This window comes from Acinetobacter sp. MB5, assembly GCF_003261585.1.
Lineage (GTDB): Bacteria > Pseudomonadota > Gammaproteobacteria > Pseudomonadales > Moraxellaceae > Acinetobacter.
In genome coordinates this window covers 191,877-212,951 of the sequence record NZ_POVU01000003.1, presented here as the reverse complement: position 1 = coordinate 212,951, position 21,075 = coordinate 191,877, and the positions used below count along the sequence as shown (strand labels likewise).

The window sequence follows — 21,075 nt, the reverse complement described above, 5'->3', positions numbered from 1 at the left end:
TAAAAAAGAGCCGTTTCAACGGCTCTTTTTCTTATCCCACAATCTTGATTTGACTGGCACCTGAACCCAGTGGTTGTACCTGAATCTGAACAGGAATACGTTCATGCATGTCCTGAATATGCGAGATCAGTACCACTTTACGTCCCTGATTTTGCAATTGATCGAGTGCATTCATCACCATGTGCAGGGACGAAGCATCAAGCGTGCCAAAGCCTTCATCAATAAACAGGGATTCAATTTTCATCGAACCCGATGCCATGTTGGCAATTGCCAGAGACAGAGCGAGGGCAGTCAGGAAAGATTCACCGCCAGATAGCGAAGCAACTGAACGGACTTCACCATCCATATCATGGTCGATAATCGCAAGGCTCAAGGAATGGTCTAGACGTTTTAAAGTATATCGCTGTGAGAGCATTGCCAGTTGCTGATTGGCATATTCGAGGAGAATATCCAGATTATATTGTTGGGCAAAGTCGCGAAATTTTTTACCAGTTGAGTCACCCATTAAGCCTGAAATCTTGCCCCAACGGTGTTCTTCCTGTTGAATTTCTTGAATCTGTTTGGCAAATTGCTGCTGCTTTTCCAGATTGCGCTGATGTAGTTCCAGTTTGAGTTTGACCTCATCTCGTTGTACCTGAGTGTGTTGCAGTGTTTCAAGCAGAGCGGTGAGCTCGGTTTGGAGTCGTGCAAACTCGATTGCAGGTTGTTGGGTTAGATGCTGCTGTAATTGCTCCTGAATGGCTTTGAGTGCGGCGAGAGCATCTGCTAACTCTCGTTCAGCAGTTTGAACGAGTTGGCGCATCTGCTGGATGTGTTCAGGTGCAATGCTTTGCAGTTGAATAAGCTGTGATGGGTCAAAATTAGCATGCTGCTTGAGCCACTGTTCGATTTCAAGGGCAGCATTTTGATGCTGTGCGGTGACTTGTTGCTGTTGTGTTTTAAGCTGATCGAGTAGACGTTGCTGTGCATCAAACTGATCGCGCGCCTGTTCAAAGCGTTCACGCACTTGATTAAATTCAAGCTGTAACTTTTGACGCTGTTCATTATATTGAATCAGCCACTCATGTGGTTTTTCAATCTGTGTTTGCGTCATGTCAAAAATTAGTTGAATCGCTGCATCACTATTCTCTTTACCTTTATCTTTCAATTCAGTCAGCTCGGTTTCAGCCTGCTGGATTTGTATCTGTTGGTGTTGCAGCTCCAACGATTTTTGCTTTAAGTCCTGCGTTTTGGCATTGAGTTGTTGAGTCAGCATGTCAATGTCCTGTAAAAGCTGACTACGCTGGTTGAGCAGTTGCATGATCTGCTGGGCAGTATTTAAAGTGTATTTTTGCCAAGTATCACGTTGTTCTGTACTGAGTAACTCAAGTAGATCATCAAGGACTTGCTCGGACTGTTGAATGACAGACATCTGTTGCGAGAGCTGTTGAATGCTTTGGGCGAGGGTGCGTTGCTGTTTTTGAATATCACCCAGTTGTTGAATAGTTTGCTCAATTTTTTGTTGGTCGAGCTGAAGATCTTGTGCCGTTTGAGCAAGGTGTTGCTGATTTGACTCGGGTGATTGAGCAAGATCGAGTTGGATCTGCGCTTCGGTACAGGCGTGCTGAATGGCTTGTTCTAGCTTTTCTCGTTCAGCTCTTAGCGTATTTAGTCGGGCTTGCTGTTGAGTGAGTGCAGCACTGTCTTGGGTATGCGTTTGCTGTGTTTGTTGCCACGTTTGAAAGAGTTCTTGCTCAAGTTGTAATGCGTGTTGTTCTTGCTGTTGCTGTAAATGAAATAACTCATTGGAAAGTGCAGGTAAATCGGTTTTAAAAGGATGATGGGTACTGCCACAGACTAAACAGGCTTCACCATCTACCAATTGCTCACGTAGCTTTTCAATATTTTCGGTATGTAGCAAACGTTGTTGCTGCAACATCTGTTGCAACTGCTCACGCTGTTGTTTTTGCGTGTGATATTGCTGCTCACTTTTCTCAAGTTGTTGGATACTGTACTGAACCTTTTGCGTCAGTTCCTCGCACGTTGCTTGAACCTTATTGGTCTCTAAATCAAGCTGTACATACTGTTGAAATTGGGTTGTGATTGCATTGAGTCGATAGTTTTTATCTACATTTCCCCCATGTTTTTCGCGGAGCTGTGTCAACTGCTGATCAATGCTTTGTTCATCACCAGCGTGCTGTTTTAGCAATGCGAGTTGTTGCTGTTTTTCATTTAAATGAATTTGCGCCGTGTTGAACTCACCGTACTGCTGTTCGAAGTTATTGAGCTGCTGAGTAAAGCGTTGCAGTGGTGAAAGATGTGCTGCAATGCCTTGGTCTAAAGGGGTGAATTGTGCAGTCTGTTCAAGCTGTTGCGTGAATTGTTCTCGTTGGCTATTGAGTTGATCGCATTCCGTTTGTAATTGGTTTTGCTGTTGCAAGAGTGGCTGCTGCTCTTGTTGCAGTGTCTCTAGCAGGGTTTTAGCTTTGACAAATTGCTTGCCAATAAATTCACGCTCTTGAATGCAGTTTCGCACCTGATCCAGTTGAACTTTATACATTTGCTCAAACTGATGCTGGGCTTTAAGCTTTTCATCGGCAGTTTGAAACGTATTTTTTTCTTGGTTAAAACTTTTTTCAACCTCAGAAAATAGCGATTTAGCAGATTGAATTTTGGGTTGTAACTGATTCAGTTCTACCTGCGTTTTTTGCTGTTGAATCACGCTTGGGCGAATAGACGAAAAAGTTTCAAGCCGCTTGAGTTGCTCACGTTCAGTGCCGAGTTGCTCGACTTTTTGTTGTTGCTCAAGCTGATGTTGCTGGCGTTGCTGAACATCATTTTCCAATTTTTGCTGTTGCGTAAACCAGCGTTGATGTTGCTCAAGTAGCGCTTTCTCCACACTGAGTTTTTCATATTGCAGATTGCTATGTTGCAGTTGCTCGTTGAGTTCAGCCACGGCTTCATCGGACAAAATTTCAATATGCCCTAACACATTTTCCAGTTCTTTACGCTGTTTGCTGATTTCACGGGTTTTTTCAAATGCGAGTTGTCCTACCTTGGCAAAAATTGCAGAGTTGGTCAGGTACTCCAGTAGCTCACCACGTTCACTGTCGCGGGCTTTTAAAAATGCCGTGACTTCAGACTGTGCGAGAAGAACTGCACGAGTGAATTGCTCAAAGGATAACTGGGTAATGTTTTTAATATTTTCATCGACCGCTTTGGTTTTATCGGCAACCACCACACCATCTGTCAGGCAAGTGAGAGAACGCTGCACACTTTGTAATTTCGCAGTGGGATTTTCACGGGCGCGCTTGAGTTCCCAACGTGCCAAATAACGCTTTTGGTCGGGTGCGATAAAACTCACTTCGGCAAAACCGTGTCCCGTACCACGTCTTAATACGGTGAGCGGTGAGTTGGTGAGTAACTCCGAACCATCGACATCTTGCAGTTTGCCATCGCTTTCTTTGAGACGAGGTATTTTATTAAATAGGGCAAGGCACATGGCATCTAAAATGGTAGATTTACCTGCGCCTGTTTTGCCCGTAATCGCGATCAGCCCTGCATTGGCCAACGGTTGAGATTCAAAATCAATGCACTGTTCGCCTGCAAGGGATGCCAGATTTTTTATACGAATAGATAAAATTTTCATGGCACATCCTTAAGCAGAGGGTTCATTGTCGAGGGCATGTTGGGCTTGTTCAATCAGAAGCTGAAAATCTTTAAGCACGCTTGTATCGGCTTCGTAGCCCTGTTTTTGCCACAAGGTTTGAAACAATTTTTCAGGGGTTGGCGGTTCTAAACTTAAATGTGCTGCCTGCTCAGGTTGTTGCTCATTGGGCAAATACTGGCGTGAAATCCGCACCAGTCGGTAGCGGTTTTTAGGTAAGGCATCTTCAAACTGCTGGCGTAAATTTAGGGCAGGCGGCTGGGTGGTATGGTATTCAATATCCACATATTCGCGCTGTTCGATCTCGTCAATTTCGCCGTGTGGGAGTGCTTGTAACTGGGCAAAGACATCTTCCAGACTGCCACGAATGGCGATCAGTTGAATGCTGCGTGGTACGGCAACTGCATCAAACTGATAAGGCTGTTCGGTATTTTGTGGGTCAAGCTGTACTTCGACAATCTGGTGTTTATAGCGAATTTCACTAAAGGAGAGCGGAATGGGCGAACCACTATAGCGGATATGCGCTTGCCCGACTTTTTGCGGTTTGTGCAAATGTCCCAGTGCCACATAATCAATTGCATCGTCAAATAATGTGGTCGATAAGGCTTCTTCATTGCCAATAATAATCGGGCGTTCTGAATCTGAAGTTTCTGCGCCTTGCATATGGGCATGTGACATTAAAATCAGCGCTTGTTCAGGTGTTTTTTTACGTTTGGCTTCTTCAATTAAAGTGCGGTGCAGATATTCAATCGCGGATTGGCTGGTACTGGTCTGATCATTGAGTCCTGTAATTTCTGCAGAACGTAAAAACGGTAGCGCTACACACCACGCCACAATGTTTTGCTGAGCATCGTAAATTGGCAAGATTAGCCGTTCGGCATTCAGGCTTTTATCATCATTCCATCGAACAACGCCGACCGCTTTGGCATTGTATTTTTCGAGAAGCGGTTCAACCTGTTCAATCCGATAGCCTGAATCATGGTTACCTGCAATCATCAGGGTTTGCATGTTAGGTGCGGCATCATGTGCATCGGCAAGAAATTGATATAGCTGCTTTTGTGCCTGAGAACTGGGGTTGATGACATCGAAAATATCCCCTGCAATCAGCAGGGCGTGTGGTTGTTTTTCTTTGATCTGCTCGATGAGCCATGCCAGAAATTGTTCATGTTCATAGTGGCGCGAGTGGTTATAAAAAAACTGTCCCAAATGCCAGTCTGAGGTATGAAGAAAATGCACGCTCATAAAGTGAAAAGTCCTGCGGATGAATGTTCCTAAGGTAGCATAAAGCTATACGTTGGGGGCAGGGCAATCGAGATCAACATGAGTCGTCATTCACGCAGCATTGATTTTGAATCATCCAATTCATATGTTCATTGTCATCTGTTGGAATGAAATAAATTAAGATTGAACTTTAAGTCTCGCAATCATCAGATGCTCCATGTGAGCAGATGTATATGCCCCAAAAAAGAAAGACCAACGATTCGAGTGATGATAAATCGTTGGTCTAAGATACTTCGTACAACGGGTTTTTGTTTTAATTGACCCGAGGAAGGATTGATTATTGAGTTTGAGGTAATCGAAGCTGTTTTGCGGATGCTGTGCAAAAACCAACGATTTGCCTTGTACCCTATATAACGTCAGTGTTTTTGGAATGGTTGACATAAATATTAAAAAATTTTTTAAAAATTAAATTAATGATTTTTTCGCGAGCTATTTTAGAGGGTCATGCTATATTTTTAGTCCATTGCATACAATAAAATCAAAAAAAAGGGACGGATATGTCAGCAGCAACCATTCTAATTACAGGTGCTTCAGGTTTTATTGGCAGCCATTTGCTTCCATTTTTACTAGAGCGAAATTTTCGTGTGGTTGCTTTAAGTCGAAAAAATCAGGTTTCAACACATCCTAACCTGCGCTGGGTACAGAAACTTAGCCAGGTCGATAATGAAATGATTGATTATGTGATTAATCTGGCAGGGGAAAGTATTGGAAAGGGGCATTGGGGATCTGCACGTAAACAACAATTGATTGATAGCCGAGTCCAAACAACGACCAAAGTATTTGACTGGCTCAAGCAACATGCCCATCGTCCTAAAATGATTATTTCAGGTTCAGCCGTTGGCTATTATGGAATAGATGAACGTGAGCAGTGGACAAACCTTTGTGATGAATCAGCTTCACCTCAAGCGATTTTTATGTCGGAGCTTTGCCAAAAATGGGAACAGTCCGCTTTAGCTTACTCCAATGAATTTAATATCAAGATTATGCGTTTGGGCATTGTCTTTGCCAGAGAGGGCGGGATTCTGCCGCAGATGTTACAGCCGATCAAATGGCGACTGGTTGGAAAGATTGGGCATGGTCGCCAGCCTGTGACGTGGGTGCATATAGCCGATGTTTTGGGTGTGATTGAATTTTTAATGAAGCATCAGCCAGATGCACAAATCTTTAATGTGGTGTCTCCTGAACAGGTGACCCAACAGCAGTTTGCACAGTGTGCCGCACATTATTTGCAGGTTCGACCTTTACTCAGTGCACCGAGTATTGCTTTTAAATGGCTGATGGGTGAGCAATCACAACTGATTTTGAATGGTCAGTTTGTACAGCCCAAAGCCTTACTGAATGCAGGTTATCATTTTCATTACCCAACGCTCGATCAGGCCTTGCAGCAGATTTTAGCTTAAATCTAAGCAGTTTCAGGGTGTAACAGGCGTTCGGGCGAGTAGGCAGTCGGATCAACTAAAGTGCTTTGTTTGAGCATCAGTTGACGCAATAAACGTGCTGCCGCAGGCCCCATACATAGACCATTACGGAAATGCCCAAAGTTGGCCCATAAGTTTTCCACGTCGGGAATTTGTCCGATATAGGGCACACCATTCGGGGAGCTTGGACGTAGGCCTGCCCATTGATCGACCAGTGGGAATTGCGCTAGTTCAGGCACCATTTCCAATGCGGCATCGACAATGTTTTGCTGAATGTCGGCTCTGGTGGTCTGATCAAAACCAAAATCATTCATGCTCGAACCACAGACAATATGCCCGTCACGTCGTGGAATCAGGTACATGACTTTATTCATACACATGGTTGGTAGCCAGTTTTCAGGTGTTTTAAACAGTGCCATTTGCCCGTGCACAGGTTTGACAGGAATGTTTAAGTCGAGCGGTTCAGCCCATGCCTGACTCCAAGCACCTGTCGCCAGCACCACCTGATCGGCAGCAAATTTTTCACCATTTTCCGTGTGAACGGCAGTGACTTTCTGATTTTGAATTTGTAATTTACGAATCGCGCAATTTTCCACAAATTTGACTTGTGGTTGCTGTTTTAAATAGGCAATTAAGGACTGCAACACACGTGGATTGCGTATATTGGACAAATGCGGAAAAAATAGCGCTTGCTGAAATTGTTCAGAAATTTGCGGGTTAATGTGATGTAGCTGTTGCCCCTGAAGTAATTCGGCATATTGCATCGGTTCTTGATGACGCTGTGCGTAGCTTTGCCCAATGGTGAAATCTTCAGGGTCAAAAATCAGCATACCTGTATGCTGAATCTGAAAATCAATTTTGGTGACTGGAAACAGCCGTTCATTGTATTCCTGATAGAGCGCCTTGCCATATTGAGCCAGTTGGTTGACCGCAGCAGGGTAGCGCCACGGGTACATCGGCGACAAAATGCCACCGCCTGCCCATGATGCAGCCTTACCTGCGTGTTGCTGGTCAAAAATCGTGACTGAACAGCCCTGTTGAATCAGTTCTAGGGCTGAGAGTAAACCACTTACACCCGCCCCAATAATGGCAATCTGCATCGTGCGCTCGATCTATCTAGGGAAAATGAATTTATTGCATTTCTTTGAGTTTTTGGGCAGCGACATCTGCAAAGTATGTCCAGATCCCGTCTGCACCTGCGCGGCGGCAGCACAGTAAAGATTCTAGAATCACACTTTCGCTGAGCCAGCCATTTTGAATTGCGCCAGCGAGCATTGCATATTCACCACTGACCTGATACACAAAAGTTGGCACGCCAAAGGTATCTTTGACTTCACGTACGACATCCAGATATGGCAGGCCTGGTTTGACAATCACCATGTCTGCACCTTCTTGTAAGTCGAGTGCGATTTCATGCAAGGCTTCAGCGCGGTTGCCCACATCCATTTGATAGGTGTATTTATTGCCACCTTTCAGGTTACTTGATGAACCCACGGCATCACGGAATGGGCCATAAAAGCTCGACGCATATTTGGCTGAATACGCCATGATGCTGGTGTCGATAAAACCATTTTGCTCAAGAACTTGACGAATCGCGCCAATACGACCATCCATCATGTCACTTGGTGCAATCACATCTGCACCCGCTTCAGCATGACTGAGTGCCTGTTTAATCAGGCATTCAACCGTTTCATCATTCAGTACATAACCTGTGTCATCAATAATACCGTCCTGACCATGTGTAGTATAAGGGTCAAGTGCGCCGTCAGTGATCAGCACCATTTCTGGTAATTCTTTTTTCAATAAACGGCAGGTGTTTTGTACTAAGCCATCTTCACGCCAAGCAGCTTCAGCCGTCAGACTTTTGTCTTCTTGTGGAGTCACAGGGAACAGCGCAAGTTTAGAGACGCCAAGTTCAAGCAAGCTTTCCGCTTTTTTTAATAAGAGATCAGCCGACAAACGCTGAATATTCGGCATGCTTGGAATGTCTTCACGCTGGTTTTGCCCCGGGAGAACAAAGACAGGATAAATCAGGTGATGTGCGGTAATTTGAGTCTCACTGACCATCGCGCGGAGTTGATCATTCTTACGGATTCGGCGCATACGGGTCGCAGGAAATGCAGGGCGATTGAACGTATAAGTCATAACAATCTCGATGTCCAGTATTTAACTTGGGGGCTATTGTAGACCTATAATGATGTGTTTGTACAAGAACATCTTATTCATCAAGGAAGAACTCTGCATGAGTCAAATAAAAACAACATGGACAGGGCAACTCAAGATTCAAGCTGAAACACCGCTTACCGATATTTTGCAGCAGCTATGCGATGCCTTTAATCATTCACCTTTTTTGCAGCATAATGGTATTGAGATGCGGGTGGTTGATGAGCAGATTCAAGGACATCTCAATATGCACCCTAACCTGATTGGCAATGTGGCCTATGAAATTTTACATGGTGGGGTGGCTGCAACCTTACTCGACAGTTTAGGCGGTGTCGTGGCAATGGCCGAGCTGTACAAGCGTACAGATGTCTCACAACGAGCACAGGTTTTAAAACAGATTGAACGTTTGGCGACACTGGATTTACGGGTGGATTATTTGGCACCTGGGCGTGGGCAGTATTTTATTGCGCATGCAGAAGTGCTCAGAATGGGTAAAAAAAGCTGTACGATGCGAATGTCAATGCAAAATGACTGTGCAGTCAACATTTCTGTGGCTATAGCTTCTTATGCATATTAAATAGATGAATATTAAAGTTTTAGATCGTATTTTTATGTACTAAAACACCCATAAAAAGCGCTTTTTCATGGTGCTTTGTACACGTTTTTAAGAAAAAAACAATCTTGTATTTTTATGATTAAAATGTGATTTTTACCCGATAAAACGAAGTAGATGATGTAAAAAGTCCAGACTGGGTACAGTTCAAATCCATTTTCTCGATGTGCCAAATTTTGCGGGCATATCCGTTGGAGATGTATTTGAGGTGTTCGACACAGTCTGAATTAATTTAGGAATATGTGATGACTGATGTCTCCAATGATACACTTGCTGCACAGCAGCCAGAACCTAATTCTGAGTTGGCGATGAAAGCCAAACGCAAAAAATTACTGGGCTATTTCGCCATCATCTTAATTATTGCGGCAATCCTCTATACCATTTGGGCGGTCTTTTTTAACAACACCGTCAATACAGATAATGCTTACGTCGGTGCTGACACTGCCGAAGTCACGTCAATGGTGACAGGACAGGTTGCCAAGGTTTTGGTGCAAGATACTCAGCAGGTACATAAAGGCGATGTTCTGGTTGAAGTCGACCCACGTGATGCCAAAATTGCATTAGCGCAAGCAGAAGCGGCATTGGCAAAAGCCAAACGCCAGTACAAGCAGACTCAAGCCAACAGTAGCTCTTTAAACTCCCAGATCTTTGTCAGCAGTGACAGTATTACCAGTGCTCAAGCACAGGTGGTCAAAGCCCAAGCCGACTATGACAATGCGCAACAAGAGTTGGCGCGTCGTCAGGCATTGGCACAAACAGGTGCGATTTCCAAAGAAGAATTGACCTCGTCACAAAGTGCGTCAAAAACTGCATTGGCTACGTTGAACGTTGCTAAAGCTGCCGTGTCACAAGCGGAATCGAATCGTAAAGCAGCGCAAAGCAACTTGGCTGCCAATGAAGCACTGATTGCTGGCGCAAATGATACAACCGCTCCTGATATTTTGTCGGCTCAAGCACAGGTTCAACAAGCCTTGCTGGATTTGGAGCGTACCGTAATTCGTGCACCTGTAGATGGTGTGGTGACCAGTCGTAATATTCAGGTTGGGCAACGTGTTGCACCAGGTTCTGTGCTGATGAGTGTTGTGCCAATTTCACAACTCTATGTCGATGCCAACTTTAAAGAAAGTCAGTTGGCGAAAGTACGTGTTGGGCAGAGTGCAACATTGACTTCTGACCTGTACGGAAAAAGTGTGGTCTATCACGGCAAAGTGATGGGCTTCTCAGGTGGAACGGGTTCTGCATTTGCCTTGATTCCTGCACAAAATGCCACAGGCAACTGGATTAAAGTGGTACAGCGTTTACCTGTCCGTATTGCACTTGATCCAAAAGAATTGGCAGCGCATCCACTTCGTGTTGGTTTGTCGATGGATGCTGATGTCGACCTTAGTGCGAAGTAACAGCCTATGAAAAATGCCACTCCTTTTGCTGAGTTGACAGGAGGGCGATTACTGCTGGCAGCATTTGTAATCGCGCTGTCAAACTTCATGGTGGTGCTCGACACCACCATTGCCAATGTGTCCGTCACCCATATTAGTGGTGACTTGGCAATTTCTACCTCGCAAGGCACATGGGTGATTACCTCGTATGCCGTTGCAGAAGCGATTTGTGTCCCGCTCACAGGTTGGCTGGCTGGGCGCTTTGGTTCGGTACGGATTTTTGTTGCCTGTCTGATCGGCTTTACTGTGTTTTCATTGCTGTGTGGTTTATCGACCAGTCTTGAAATGCTGGTGTTCTGCCGAATAGGGCAAGGGCTGTTTGGTGGCCCTCTCATGCCGATCAGCCAAGCTTTGCTGATGCGGATCTTCCCACCTGAAAAGCATGCTCAAGCCATGGGCTTATGGGCAATGACGACCGTTGTCGGGCCAATTCTTGGGCCAATTTTGGGTGGCTGGATTAGTGATAACCTGACGTGGCACTGGATTTTCTTTATTAATATTCCTGTCGGGATTATTTGTGCCTTAGCTGCAATCCGTGTGCTGACACCTGCGGAAACCCCAACCGCCCAGTTGAAAATTGACAGTATCGGTTTAGGCCTTTTGATTATCTGGATTGGTGCTTTGCAGTTGATGCTCGATCTTGGTCATGATCGTGACTGGTTCAACAATGGCATGATTGTGGTGCTTGGACTGATCGCTGCCATTGGTTTTGTGGTGTTTCTGATCTGGGAATATACCGATCAGCACCCTGTGGTGGATATTCGGATTTTCAGGCATCGTGGTTTTTCGATTGCCACGTTAACACTGGCATTTGGCTTTGCTGCCTTCTTCGGCAGTATTGTGATTATTCCACAGTGGCTACAGACCAATATGGGCTATAACGCCACATGGGCGGGTTATCTGACCGCAATGATGGGCTTTGGTAGTCTGACCATGTCACCTGTCGTTGCCAAGCTTGCGAGCAAGTTTGATGCACGAATATTGGCCTCTTTTGGTTTTGTGCTAATGAGCGGTGTGACCTTGTTGCGTGCATTTTGGAACAATGAAGCAGATTTTATGGCTTTGGCATTGCCTCAGATTATTCAGGGTTTTGCAGTGCCATTCTTCTTTATTCCACTGTCCAATCTGGCACTGGGTTCAGTACAGCCTCAAGAGATTGCCTCTGCGGCGGGTTTAATGAACTTTGTGCGAACCATGGCAGGGGCACTTGGAACTTCGCTTGCGGTTTCGATTTGGGATGATCACAGTAAAATTGCTCGTAGCGAAATGGTTTCAAATCTACATACCGAAGAAACGGTACGAGTACTGGAAGCCAATGGTATGAGCCACTCTACGATTATTGGCACGATTGCTGACTTAGTCGAAAAAGAAGCGCTCACGATTTCCGTGAACCATGTGTTCCTGATTTTTACATTCATTTTCTTGGTTGGCGCAATTTTGATCTGGTTTAGTCCACGAGCAAAAGGAAACGTTGAAGGTGGGGCTGCTCACTAGCAACCATGGAAAACAAAAAAATAAAGCCAGTCATTTGACTGGCTTTATTTTTATGGGTTTATGCTAAATCTGAGCGGGCACGACGTAATGCTTTATGCCATTGTTCTAAATAATTCTGTCGTTGATCTTGAGACATATTGGGTTCGAAGCAGTGGTCGAGTTGCCATGACTGGGCAATTTCCTCGACATGGGAAAACACCCCGATTTTCATGCCTGCCATGGCTGCAGCGCCCCATGCAGTCGATTCGCGCATTTTGGGACGCATCACAGGCACATTGAGAATGTCGGCCTGAAACTGCATCAGCATGTCATTTTGACTGGCGCCACCATCGACACGTAGTTCTTTGAGTGGCTGAGAGACATCGGATTGCATGGCGGTTAAGACATCTGAAACTTGAAAGGCAATGGCCTCTAAGGCTGCACGCGCAATATGTGCTTTGGTGGTACCACGTGACATGCCGCATAGCAAGGCTCGGGCATCGCTATCCCAATATGGTGCCCCTAAACCTGTAAAAGCGGGAACGAGCACCACGCCGTCAGTATCTTTCACCTGACAGGCCAGTTTTTCGATGTCTTGACTGCTTTTGATAATACCCAAACCGTCACGTAACCATTGCACGATGGCACCTGCCATAAACACACTGCCTTCGAGGGCGTAATGGGTGCGATTTTGACAGTTCCATGCCAGAGTGGTGAGTAGCTTATTTTGACTATATTGCAGTTGTTCACCTGTATTGAACAGCATAAAGCAGCCTGTTCCATAGGTGTTTTTCGCCATGCCTGCTTCAAAGCAGGACTGTCCAAACAGCGCGGCTTGCTGATCACCCAAAATGCCTGCAATAGGAATATTACTGCCCAGCAAACCCTCTGCGGTATCGGCAATATAGGCATCGGAATGGATGATTTTTGGCAAGACACTGGTGGGGATATGAAACAGTTCGAGTAGTTCCTCATCCCACGTTTGGTTGCCCAGATTCATGAGCATGGTACGTGAGGCATTGCTGACTTCAATCACATGTTCAGCGCCTTGCGTCAGGTTCCACACCAGCCAACTGTCAATGGTGCCAAAAGCTACATGGCCTTGCTGTGCCAGTTCACGTAAACCTTCAACATTTTCAAATAACCAGACCAGCTTGCCTGCACTGAAATAAGGGTCAACTAAAAGCCCTGTGCTTTTCTGAATTTTTTCAAGTAATTGTGGTTCTGTAAATTGATTACACCATGCGGCTGCACGACGGTCTTGCCAGACCAGCGCAGGGGCAAGCGGTTTGCCTGTGCGTTTATCCCAAACGACAGTGGTTTCACGCTGGTTGGTTACGCCTAAGGCTTTAATATCTCGGGCCAAAATGCCTGCCGAAGCCAAAGCTTGCTGTACCACGGCAATTTGGGTTGACCAGATTTCATTGGCATCTTGTTCGACCCAGCCTGAGTGGGGAGTCTGAATGGAAATTTCACGCTGTGCGATGGCGTGAATCTGTCCTTGTTCATTAAAAATAATCGCACGGCTCGATGTTGTTCCCTGATCGAGTGCCAGTAAATAACTCATAACAAAACCATCACAGTGGCAGATTGTCAAAAATACTAGCCCAATCAAGATCAGAAAGATATGTGCTTTATGTTTATAAAAGAAGTAGATAGATTCTCATTCATGCAGTTTAAATGTGAACAGATGCATTGGAGGTGGATGCCTTTTAAGATCGGGAACAATCATTTGAATGACCTGAAAATATTGACGTGATTCGGGATGCAGTGAAATGCAAAACCAATCATGGATCATTTATTGGAATCTAAGAAGCCTAGATAGAGAAAAGCTCACTGTAAAAAGTGAGCTTTGGCATGAACTTTTTTGCGCTGGATTCATGTCGAGCAAGGTGTTAAAAAACACACAAGCGCAGTGATTATAGAAAGCTTGCACCATCAATAAAGCCATATTTTTATGACACACTATCCTATTTTTTGACCTATTCTCAAAGTCTGGCAGACTGAGACTCAAATATTTTAACTGCTTAAAATTTCTGGTAATAATAATCTATTGAATTAGAAAGTAAATAGGAAAAAAGTCGCACAATTTAACCCCAAGAAAAAAAGGAATGCTAAAGCAAATTTTCTTCGCTTGAGAACCTATCCATGCAGCGCTTAAATAAATTCATCAACCACAATTCTAACGAGATGCACAGTGAGTCAGAATCAAGGAGTTTCAAGCGCATTAGGGCTGATTCATCCTGTCGTTTTAAACAAAGGATGTAATGCCGAAGTTTGGGATGAACACGGTCAGCGTTATATCGATTTTATTGGGGGCATTGGTGTGCTGAATTTGGGGCACTGCCATCCAAAAATTGTCGAGGCGATTCAGCGGCAAGCTGCGACGATGACCCATTATGCATTTAATGCGGCACAGCATCGTCCTTATCTCGAATTTATGCAGCAGTTACTGGACTTTATTCCTGTGGAATATCCATTGGCAGGTATGTTCACCAACAGTGGTGCAGAAGCTGCGGAAAATGCCTTAAAAGTGGCGCGCATCGTGACAGGTCGTACAGGCGTGATTGCATTTGATGGCGGCTTTCATGGGCGTACACTGGCAACCGTGAATCTGAACGGCAAAGTTGCGCCATATAAACAAGGCTTGGGCAATTTATCCAGTTCGGTGTATCACATTCCTTATCCAAGTCAGGACAATGGCATCACCACGCAAGATGCAAAAAAAGCCTTGGCGCGATTGTTCCAAGTCGAAGTCGATATTGAAAATATTTCTGCGATCATTTTTGAGCCAGTGCTTGGAGAAGGCGGTTTTCAAATGATGAATCCTGACTTCGCCCAGTATCTACAGCAGTTCTGTCAGGAACACGGCATTTTAATGATTGTGGATGAAATCCAGTCAGGTTTTGGTCGTACAGGAACAGCTTTTGCATTTAGCCATTTGGGTATTCAACCTGACTTATTACTGCTTGGTAAAAGCATTGCAGGCGGCATGCCTTTAGGTGCGGTGGTTGGACGTGCTGAATATATGAATCACCCAATTAAAGGTGCGTTAGGTGGAACCTATTCGGGTAATCCAATGGCATGTGCCGCAGGTCTGGCAACGCTAGAAGTCATGCGCTCTGCTGAATATCAGGCAGGGGTTGAACATTATATTCAAACGCTTGAAGCACGTTATGCCCACTGGAAAGAACAGGGTTTGACGCCGTGGTTAGGTCGTTTGACGGGTGTAGGTGCAATGCGTGGGATTGAATTACGTCATCCTGAATTCGGTGCAGGCACAGCCGTTTTAGCTGAAGTACTGCGTCAGGCACGTGAACAAGGATTATTGCTGATGCCAAGCGGTCAGGCGAAAAATATTATTCGCTTGCTGACACCGCTGACCATTCAGCCTGAAATTTTGGAAGAAGGTTTGGACATTTTGGAACATGTGCTTGCAGCAACGGCACAGCAACAGATGCCAGTAATGGCTGGAGCATAGGGGAAAAATCATGACAACTTGGGTCAGTAGCGATGCGATTCGGGCACAGTTTTCACAGTGTATGTCCGAGATGTATCAAACAGAAGTACCGTTATATGGTGACTTGTTAGAGTTGGTCAATGATGTCAATCAGATCAGCCTGGTGAAACAACCTCAGTTATATGCACAGTTAGAACAAACAGGTGAATTGCCACGTTTATCGCAAGAGCGTCATGGTGCAATCCGTTTGGGTAAACCAGAAGAATTGGCGAATATGCGTCGCGTGTTTGCGGTGATGGGCATGTATCCAGTCGGTTACTACGATCTTGTGCCTGCGGGTGTCCCTGTGCATTCAACCGCATTTCGTGCGATTGATGCCGATGCGTTGAATCGCAGTCCATTCCGTATTTTTACTTCATTGCTACGTTTGGAACTGATTGACAATGTTGAGCTGCGCCAACTGGCAGAAGAGGTGTTGGCGAAGCGTCAAATCTTTACTGAACAAGCGTTGGCACTGACCGCTAAATTTGAACAGCAGGGTGGTTTGGATGCCAATGATGCTGAGCAGTTTGTGCAACAAGTTTTGGAAACTTTCCGTTGGCATACCGCTGCACCTGTCAGTAAAGACTTGTATCAGGCATTGCATGATCAACATCGTTTGATTGCCGATGTGGTGGCATTTAAAGGTCCACACATTAACCATCTGACCCCAAGAACTCTGGATATTGATGCAGTACAAACAGGCATGGCTGAACGTGGTATTCCACCCAAAGCTGTGGTTGAAGGCCCACCACGCCGTCACTGCCCAATTTTACTGCGTCAAACCAGCTTTAAAGCGTTGCAAGAACAAGTGACATTTACCGATCATCAGGGCAGCCACACTGCGCGTTTTGGTGAAATTGAACAGCGCGGCGTGGCACTCACTCCGAAAGGTCGTGCGCTCTACGATCAGCTTTTGGCAGAAGCACGTGAGCGTTTAGGTGAAAGCCCAAATGAAAACAATGCTGAACGCTATATGCAGATTTTGCAGGACACGTTCCAAGCCTTTCCAGATAGTTATTTGGAACTGGCACAACAAGATTTGGCTTATTTCTACTATTTTGCTCAAGGCAATACCATAGAACCAAGCGAGCGTTTATGGACGCAACAGGATTTACTGGATTTGGTTAAAACAGATCAGGTTCAGATTGAACCAATTGTTTATGAAGATTTTCTGCCTGTATCGGCGGCAGGAATTTTCCAGTCAAATTTGGGTGAAGACGGACAGGGGCATTATGCCGCAATGTCTAATCAGGACATCTTTGAACAGTGTTTGGGCAGCAAAGTTTGCGATGAAATGCAGCTTTATAGTGAAACCCAGCAACAATCGATTGAGACATGTTTACAACAATTGAATAACCACAGCTTTGCAGGTGTATAAATGACTAATTTAAATGTCGGATTTGAAGGGAATTATATGATTCAGGATCTATTAAACAGTTTAGGCGTTGCACCTGAGTTGTATCAAAATGGGACGCTACAGGTCAAAACACCGATTGATGGCAGCGTGATTGGTCAGGTTGTGGTTCACGATTTAGAACAAACTGAAACTCAAATTCAGCAAGCCCAAGCAGCGTTCAAACAATGGCGCAAAATTCCTGCGCCACGCCGTGGTGAGTTGGTACGTTTGTTCGGTCAGATTCTACGTGAATACAAAACTGAACTCGGCGCACTGGTCTCTTGGGAGGCGGGTAAAATCACGCAGGAAGGCTTGGGCGAAGTCCAAGAAATGATTGATATTTGTGACTTTGCAGTGGGTTTGTCGCGTCAGTTGTATGGTCTAACCATTGCTTCAGAACGTCCTGGTCATCACATGCGTGAAACTTGGCATCCGCTGGGTGTGGTGGGTGTGATTTCTGCATTCAACTTCCCTGTCGCTGTTTGGGCATGGAACACGACATTGGCGCTCATTTGCGGGAATGCCGTGATCTGGAAGCCTTCTGAAAAAACACCTTTGACCGCTTTGGCTTGTCAGGCGTTATTTGAAAAAGCACTGGAGCAGTTTGGTACAGATGCACCTGCCGATATTGCACAGTTGTTGATTGGTGATGCCGCGATTGGTGACAAACTGGTGACAGATGAGCGTGTTGCGTTGATCAGTGCAACAGGCAGTACCCGCATGGGTAAAATTGTTGCGCCGAAAGTCGCGGAGCGTTTTGGTAAATGTATTTTAGAGCTTGGCGGTAACAATGCCATGATTCTTGCGCCAACCGCTGATTTAGAACTTGCGATTCGTGGGATTCTGTTCTCGGCAGTCGGTACAGCAGGTCAGCGTTGTACAACACTACGCCGTCTCATCGTACATAAATCCATTCAAGCAGAAGTGGTTGAGAAACTGAAAAAAGCCTACGCATCGGTTTCTATTGGAAATCCGCTCGAAGGCAATTTGGTTGGGCCGTTAATCGATGCGCAAATTTTCAATCAAATGCAAAGCATGTTGACGCGTGCCAAAGAAGCAGGTGCAGAAGTGTTTGGTGGTGCACGTGTCCTTGAAGAACAGTACCCGAATGCCTATTACGTTCAGCCTGCTATTGTTGAAATTGCTGAGCAAAATGACATTGTTAAAACAGAAACGTTCGCACCAATTCTGTATGTCATGGCTTATGAAGATTTCGAAGATGCCATTGAATTACAAAATGATGTGCCACAAGGCTTGTCATCGTGCATTTTCTCAAACGACCTGCGTGAAGCTGAAAAATTCCTGAGCGCAGAAGGCAGTGACTGCGGTATTGCCAACGTCAACATCGGCACCAGTGGTGCAGAAATTGGTGGTGCATTTGGCGGTGAAAAAGAAACGGGCGGTGGTCGTGAGTCAGGTTCAGATGCATGGAGAAACTACATGCGTCGTCAAACCAACACCGTGAACTATTCGCGTGAGTTGCCATTGGCACAAGGCATTAACTTCGGTTAATGATCAGTTGTACTTGGTGAATGTGGTCTTGAGGCTGCATTTACCTTGAGTCACTCGACTTCTTTTATGAACTCCTTTTATTTCTCCCTCAGGGAGAAAAACAAAGAGGGTGTAAACAATCATGAAAGAAGTCGGTTGCATCTTCTTTTATTTGTTTTCCGATGAAGTAATACCAAGATTCTTATTATGAACCTGTCAACAACCGCAAAATAAACTCAAAAAAAGCGGGAAGGACTGGCGCAATAATATCAATCCGCCGTTGTTATTTTATTGCTATAGGCTGGGGCAATAAACATGTTAAAAAATCAAATCTTATGGTCAACACTCGTCGATAACGCACCAAGTTTTGCGGGTTTGCAGGGCGATGTAAATGCAGATGTCTGTGTCATTGGCGGTGGTTTTACAGGTTTATCGTCAGCCATTCATTTGGCAGAAGCGGGTTATCGGGTGGTACTGTTAGAAAGTGCTCAGATTGGCGCAGGTGGCTCAGGTCGAAATGTTGGACTGGTCAATGCAGGAACTTGGGCACAGCCAGATGATTTGAATAAATATTTAGGCGAACAGGTGGGAGAAAAACTCACCACAGCTTTAGGCGGTGCGCCGAAACTGGTGTTCGATACCATTGACCGTTTAGGCATCGATGCACAAGACACCCGTACAGGCAATTTGCACATGGGACACAATGCCGAAGGCGAAGCAGATGTCGATAGTCGTTATGCACAGCTCAGCCGACGTGGTGCAGATGTTGAAGTGCTGATTGGGCAAAAATGCCACGAATACTGCGGCACAACCTCGATTAATAAAGCCTTGCTAGATAAGCGTGCAGGCACAGTCAACCCGTATGCTTATGTCACAGGTTTGGCAAAAGCGGCACAGCGTTTAGGGGTGAAGATTTGTGAAAATACTGCCGTGAATGCGGTGGTGAAAAGCAATACCCAGTGGTGTGTTCAGACCGCGCAAGGTTCAGTCACCGCGGACAAAGTGATTTTAGCCACTAACGCCTATACGCAAGGCGAGTGGACAGAAATTTTAAAAACCATTTATTTCGTGAAGTATTATCAGATCGCTTCTGAACCGCTCACAGGTGATGTTGCAGATCGAATTTTGCCGCATAAAAACGGTTCTTGGGATACCCGTTTGGCTTTATCGAGCATCCGCCGTGATAAAGATGGACGTTTACTGCTTGGAACCGTCGGCAGTTATGAAGGCAAAGAGTCGATTTATGTGTCATGGGCCAACACCATGAGCAAAAAATATTTCCCTGATCTTGGTCAGGTCAACTGGCAATACCAGTGGACGGGGCAGTTCGGTTTTACTTCCGATCACATCATGCGGATCTTTGAACCTGCACCAGGAATTCTGGCGGCAACAGCGTATAACGGACGCGGAATCACCACAGGAACATTGATTGGTAAGGCATTTGCCCAATATTTACAGGATGATCAGCGTGATAATTTACCGTTGCCATTCAACGAAATTGAAGAATGCAAAGTCTCTTATCGCAATGCCCGTGCCATGTTCTATGATTGCAGTATTGCGCTGTACCATGCGGGACAATGCATGAAAATTATTACCTGATTTAAAATTGACGAAGATTAAAAAATTGAGCCACTCATTCGAGTGGCTCTGTTGTTTTCAGGCAGCGCTGCTGCTTGCAAGATAGGTCTGTACCCATTGAGAAATGCAGGCTACTTTCGGCGTCTTGGCCATCGAAGTGGGATAGGTCATGTAATAGGCTTGCGAGCTGCCCATTTCATAAGGCCATGCCTGAATGAGTTCACCTGTTGAAAGCTCTTTTTCCACCAGAAACTTAGGAATTAGCGCAATGCCACAGCCAGTCATCGCAGCATGAATACAGGAATAAAAGGTGTCAAAACGTGGCCCGATAAACGGTTGTTCATTGACGAAGTCTTGTAGCTGGAAATACTCATCCCAAGCGCGTGGACGTGAACGCGATTGTAGCAAGACATGTCCTTGAAAATCGTCCAGACAGGAGAACGGTTCGCTCAGCAAATCAGGAGAACAGACTGCAATCGAATGCTCTTCGAACAGCTTGACGCTGGTCATGTCACGCCAAACCCCATCGCCATATAAAAAGGCCACATCGGTTTGATGATTCTCAATTTCAGAGGAATTAATCTGTTCCTGAATGTCCAGATGAATATGCGGATTGAGCTTGCTAAAGCCTTTTAAAACAGGAATCAGCCAGCGTGCGCACAAGGTCGGATGCACCGCAATATTGAGTGTTTCCGCTTCACTGCCATGTGCCAGCATATTCAGCACCGACATTTCAATCTGACTGAGAATATATTGGGTTTGACTGAGAAATAATTTACCCGCAGGGGTCAGATTCAGACCTTTCAGTGTACGTTCAAACAGCGCGGTATTGAGACTGTCTTCCAGATGAGCCACTTGCTTACTGACGGCACTTTGTGTCATGTACAACACTTGTGCAGCTTTGGTAAAACTTAAAAATCGGGCAGATGCTTCAAAACATCGCAAGGACATGGTCGAAGGATATGTCCTAGACGTGAGTTTTTGCATTATCGAACCTCCGAGAATGCATATTTTTAAAAATCCATTTACTTAAGCAAATTTTATACCATTGATTCTGTGGACGTTGTGAAGATTTTTG

14 protein-coding genes are annotated in these 21,075 nt (G+C 45.2%); 8 read left to right on the top strand and 6 right to left on the bottom strand.

Going from position 1 to position 21,075, the window contains the following annotated elements:
• Nucleotides 1-31: 31 nt before the first annotated feature.
• A complete protein-coding gene (locus C1A47_RS06100) occupies nucleotides 32-3,628 on the bottom strand; it encodes an AAA family ATPase (RefSeq protein WP_111893445.1) in 3,597 nt (1,198 codons plus the stop codon).
• A gap of 9 nt (nucleotides 3,629-3,637) precedes the next feature.
• Nucleotides 3,638-4,888, bottom strand: coding sequence for an exonuclease SbcCD subunit D C-terminal domain-containing protein (locus tag C1A47_RS06095; RefSeq protein WP_111893443.1), 1,251 nt, complete (start codon nucleotides 4,886-4,888; stop codon nucleotides 3,638-3,640).
• A 536-nt stretch (nucleotides 4,889-5,424) separates the two neighbouring features.
• Between C1A47_RS06095 and C1A47_RS06090 the strand changes: the two genes are divergently transcribed.
• The gene (locus C1A47_RS06090; protein WP_111893441.1) at nucleotides 5,425-6,327 is read left to right on the top strand and encodes a TIGR01777 family oxidoreductase; all 903 of its coding nucleotides are present in this window, start codon (nucleotides 5,425-5,427) and stop codon (nucleotides 6,325-6,327) included.
• A gap of 2 nt (nucleotides 6,328-6,329) precedes the next feature.
• Here the strand turns inward: C1A47_RS06090 and thiO are convergent, their stop codons facing one another.
• Both thiO and hemB read right to left on the bottom strand, forming a co-directional pair.
• Nucleotides 6,330-7,445, bottom strand: a complete 1,116-nt coding sequence (thiO, locus tag C1A47_RS06085) for a glycine oxidase ThiO (RefSeq protein WP_111893439.1) — start codon at nucleotides 7,443-7,445, stop codon at nucleotides 6,330-6,332.
• Nucleotides 7,446-7,476: 31 nt separating this feature from the next.
• Nucleotides 7,477-8,490 carry a porphobilinogen synthase gene (gene hemB, locus C1A47_RS06080; protein WP_111893437.1) on the bottom strand — a complete coding sequence of 338 codons (1,014 nt, stop codon included), beginning with the start codon at nucleotides 8,488-8,490 and terminating at the stop codon, nucleotides 7,477-7,479.
• 97 nt (nucleotides 8,491-8,587) lie between these two features.
• Between hemB and C1A47_RS06075 the strand changes: the two genes are divergently transcribed.
• The 3 genes from C1A47_RS06075 (at nucleotide 8,588) to C1A47_RS06065 (ending at nucleotide 12,051) form a co-directional block, all read left to right on the top strand.
• Entirely contained in the window at nucleotides 8,588-9,085 is a 498-nt protein-coding gene (locus C1A47_RS06075) for a thioesterase family protein (RefSeq protein ID WP_111893435.1), read from the top strand.
• A gap of 344 nt (nucleotides 9,086-9,429) precedes the next feature.
• The gene (locus C1A47_RS06070) at nucleotides 9,430-10,518 is read left to right on the top strand and encodes an HlyD family efflux transporter periplasmic adaptor subunit (RefSeq protein ID WP_227539741.1); all 1,089 of its coding nucleotides are present in this window, start codon (nucleotides 9,430-9,432) and stop codon (nucleotides 10,516-10,518) included.
• 6 nt (nucleotides 10,519-10,524) lie between these two features.
• Nucleotides 10,525-12,051, top strand: a complete 1,527-nt coding sequence (locus tag C1A47_RS06065; RefSeq protein ID WP_111893431.1) for a DHA2 family efflux MFS transporter permease subunit — start codon at nucleotides 10,525-10,527, stop codon at nucleotides 12,049-12,051.
• Between the two features lie 58 nt (nucleotides 12,052-12,109).
• Here C1A47_RS06065 and glpK read toward each other — a convergent pair whose 3' ends face one another.
• Entirely contained in the window at nucleotides 12,110-13,597 is a 1,488-nt protein-coding gene (glpK, locus tag C1A47_RS06060; RefSeq protein ID WP_111893429.1) for a glycerol kinase GlpK, read from the bottom strand.
• 630 nt (nucleotides 13,598-14,227) lie between these two features.
• Between glpK and C1A47_RS06055 the strand changes: the two genes are divergently transcribed.
• The 4 genes from C1A47_RS06055 to C1A47_RS06040 all read left to right on the top strand — a co-directional run bounded on the left by C1A47_RS06055 (nucleotide 14,228) and on the right by C1A47_RS06040 (nucleotide 20,018).
• Nucleotides 14,228-15,511, top strand: coding sequence for an aspartate aminotransferase family protein (locus tag C1A47_RS06055; protein ID WP_111893427.1), 1,284 nt, complete (start codon nucleotides 14,228-14,230; stop codon nucleotides 15,509-15,511).
• A 10-nt stretch (nucleotides 15,512-15,521) separates the two neighbouring features.
• Nucleotides 15,522-16,910, top strand: coding sequence for a VOC family protein (locus C1A47_RS06050; RefSeq protein ID WP_111893425.1), 1,389 nt, complete (start codon nucleotides 15,522-15,524; stop codon nucleotides 16,908-16,910).
• Between the two features lie 36 nt (nucleotides 16,911-16,946).
• The gene (locus tag C1A47_RS06045; RefSeq protein WP_111893605.1) at nucleotides 16,947-18,440 is read left to right on the top strand and encodes an aldehyde dehydrogenase family protein; all 1,494 of its coding nucleotides are present in this window, start codon (nucleotides 16,947-16,949) and stop codon (nucleotides 18,438-18,440) included.
• Nucleotides 18,441-18,734: 294 nt separating this feature from the next.
• Nucleotides 18,735-20,018, top strand: coding sequence for an NAD(P)/FAD-dependent oxidoreductase (locus C1A47_RS06040; RefSeq protein ID WP_111893423.1), 1,284 nt, complete (start codon nucleotides 18,735-18,737; stop codon nucleotides 20,016-20,018).
• Nucleotides 20,019-20,075: 57 nt separating this feature from the next.
• Here the strand turns inward: C1A47_RS06040 and C1A47_RS06035 are convergent, their stop codons facing one another.
• On the bottom strand, nucleotides 20,076-20,984 hold the full coding sequence (locus C1A47_RS06035; RefSeq protein WP_111893421.1) for a LysR substrate-binding domain-containing protein: 909 nt from the start codon (nucleotides 20,982-20,984) through the stop codon (nucleotides 20,076-20,078).
• Nucleotides 20,985-21,075: the final 91 nt, after the last annotated feature.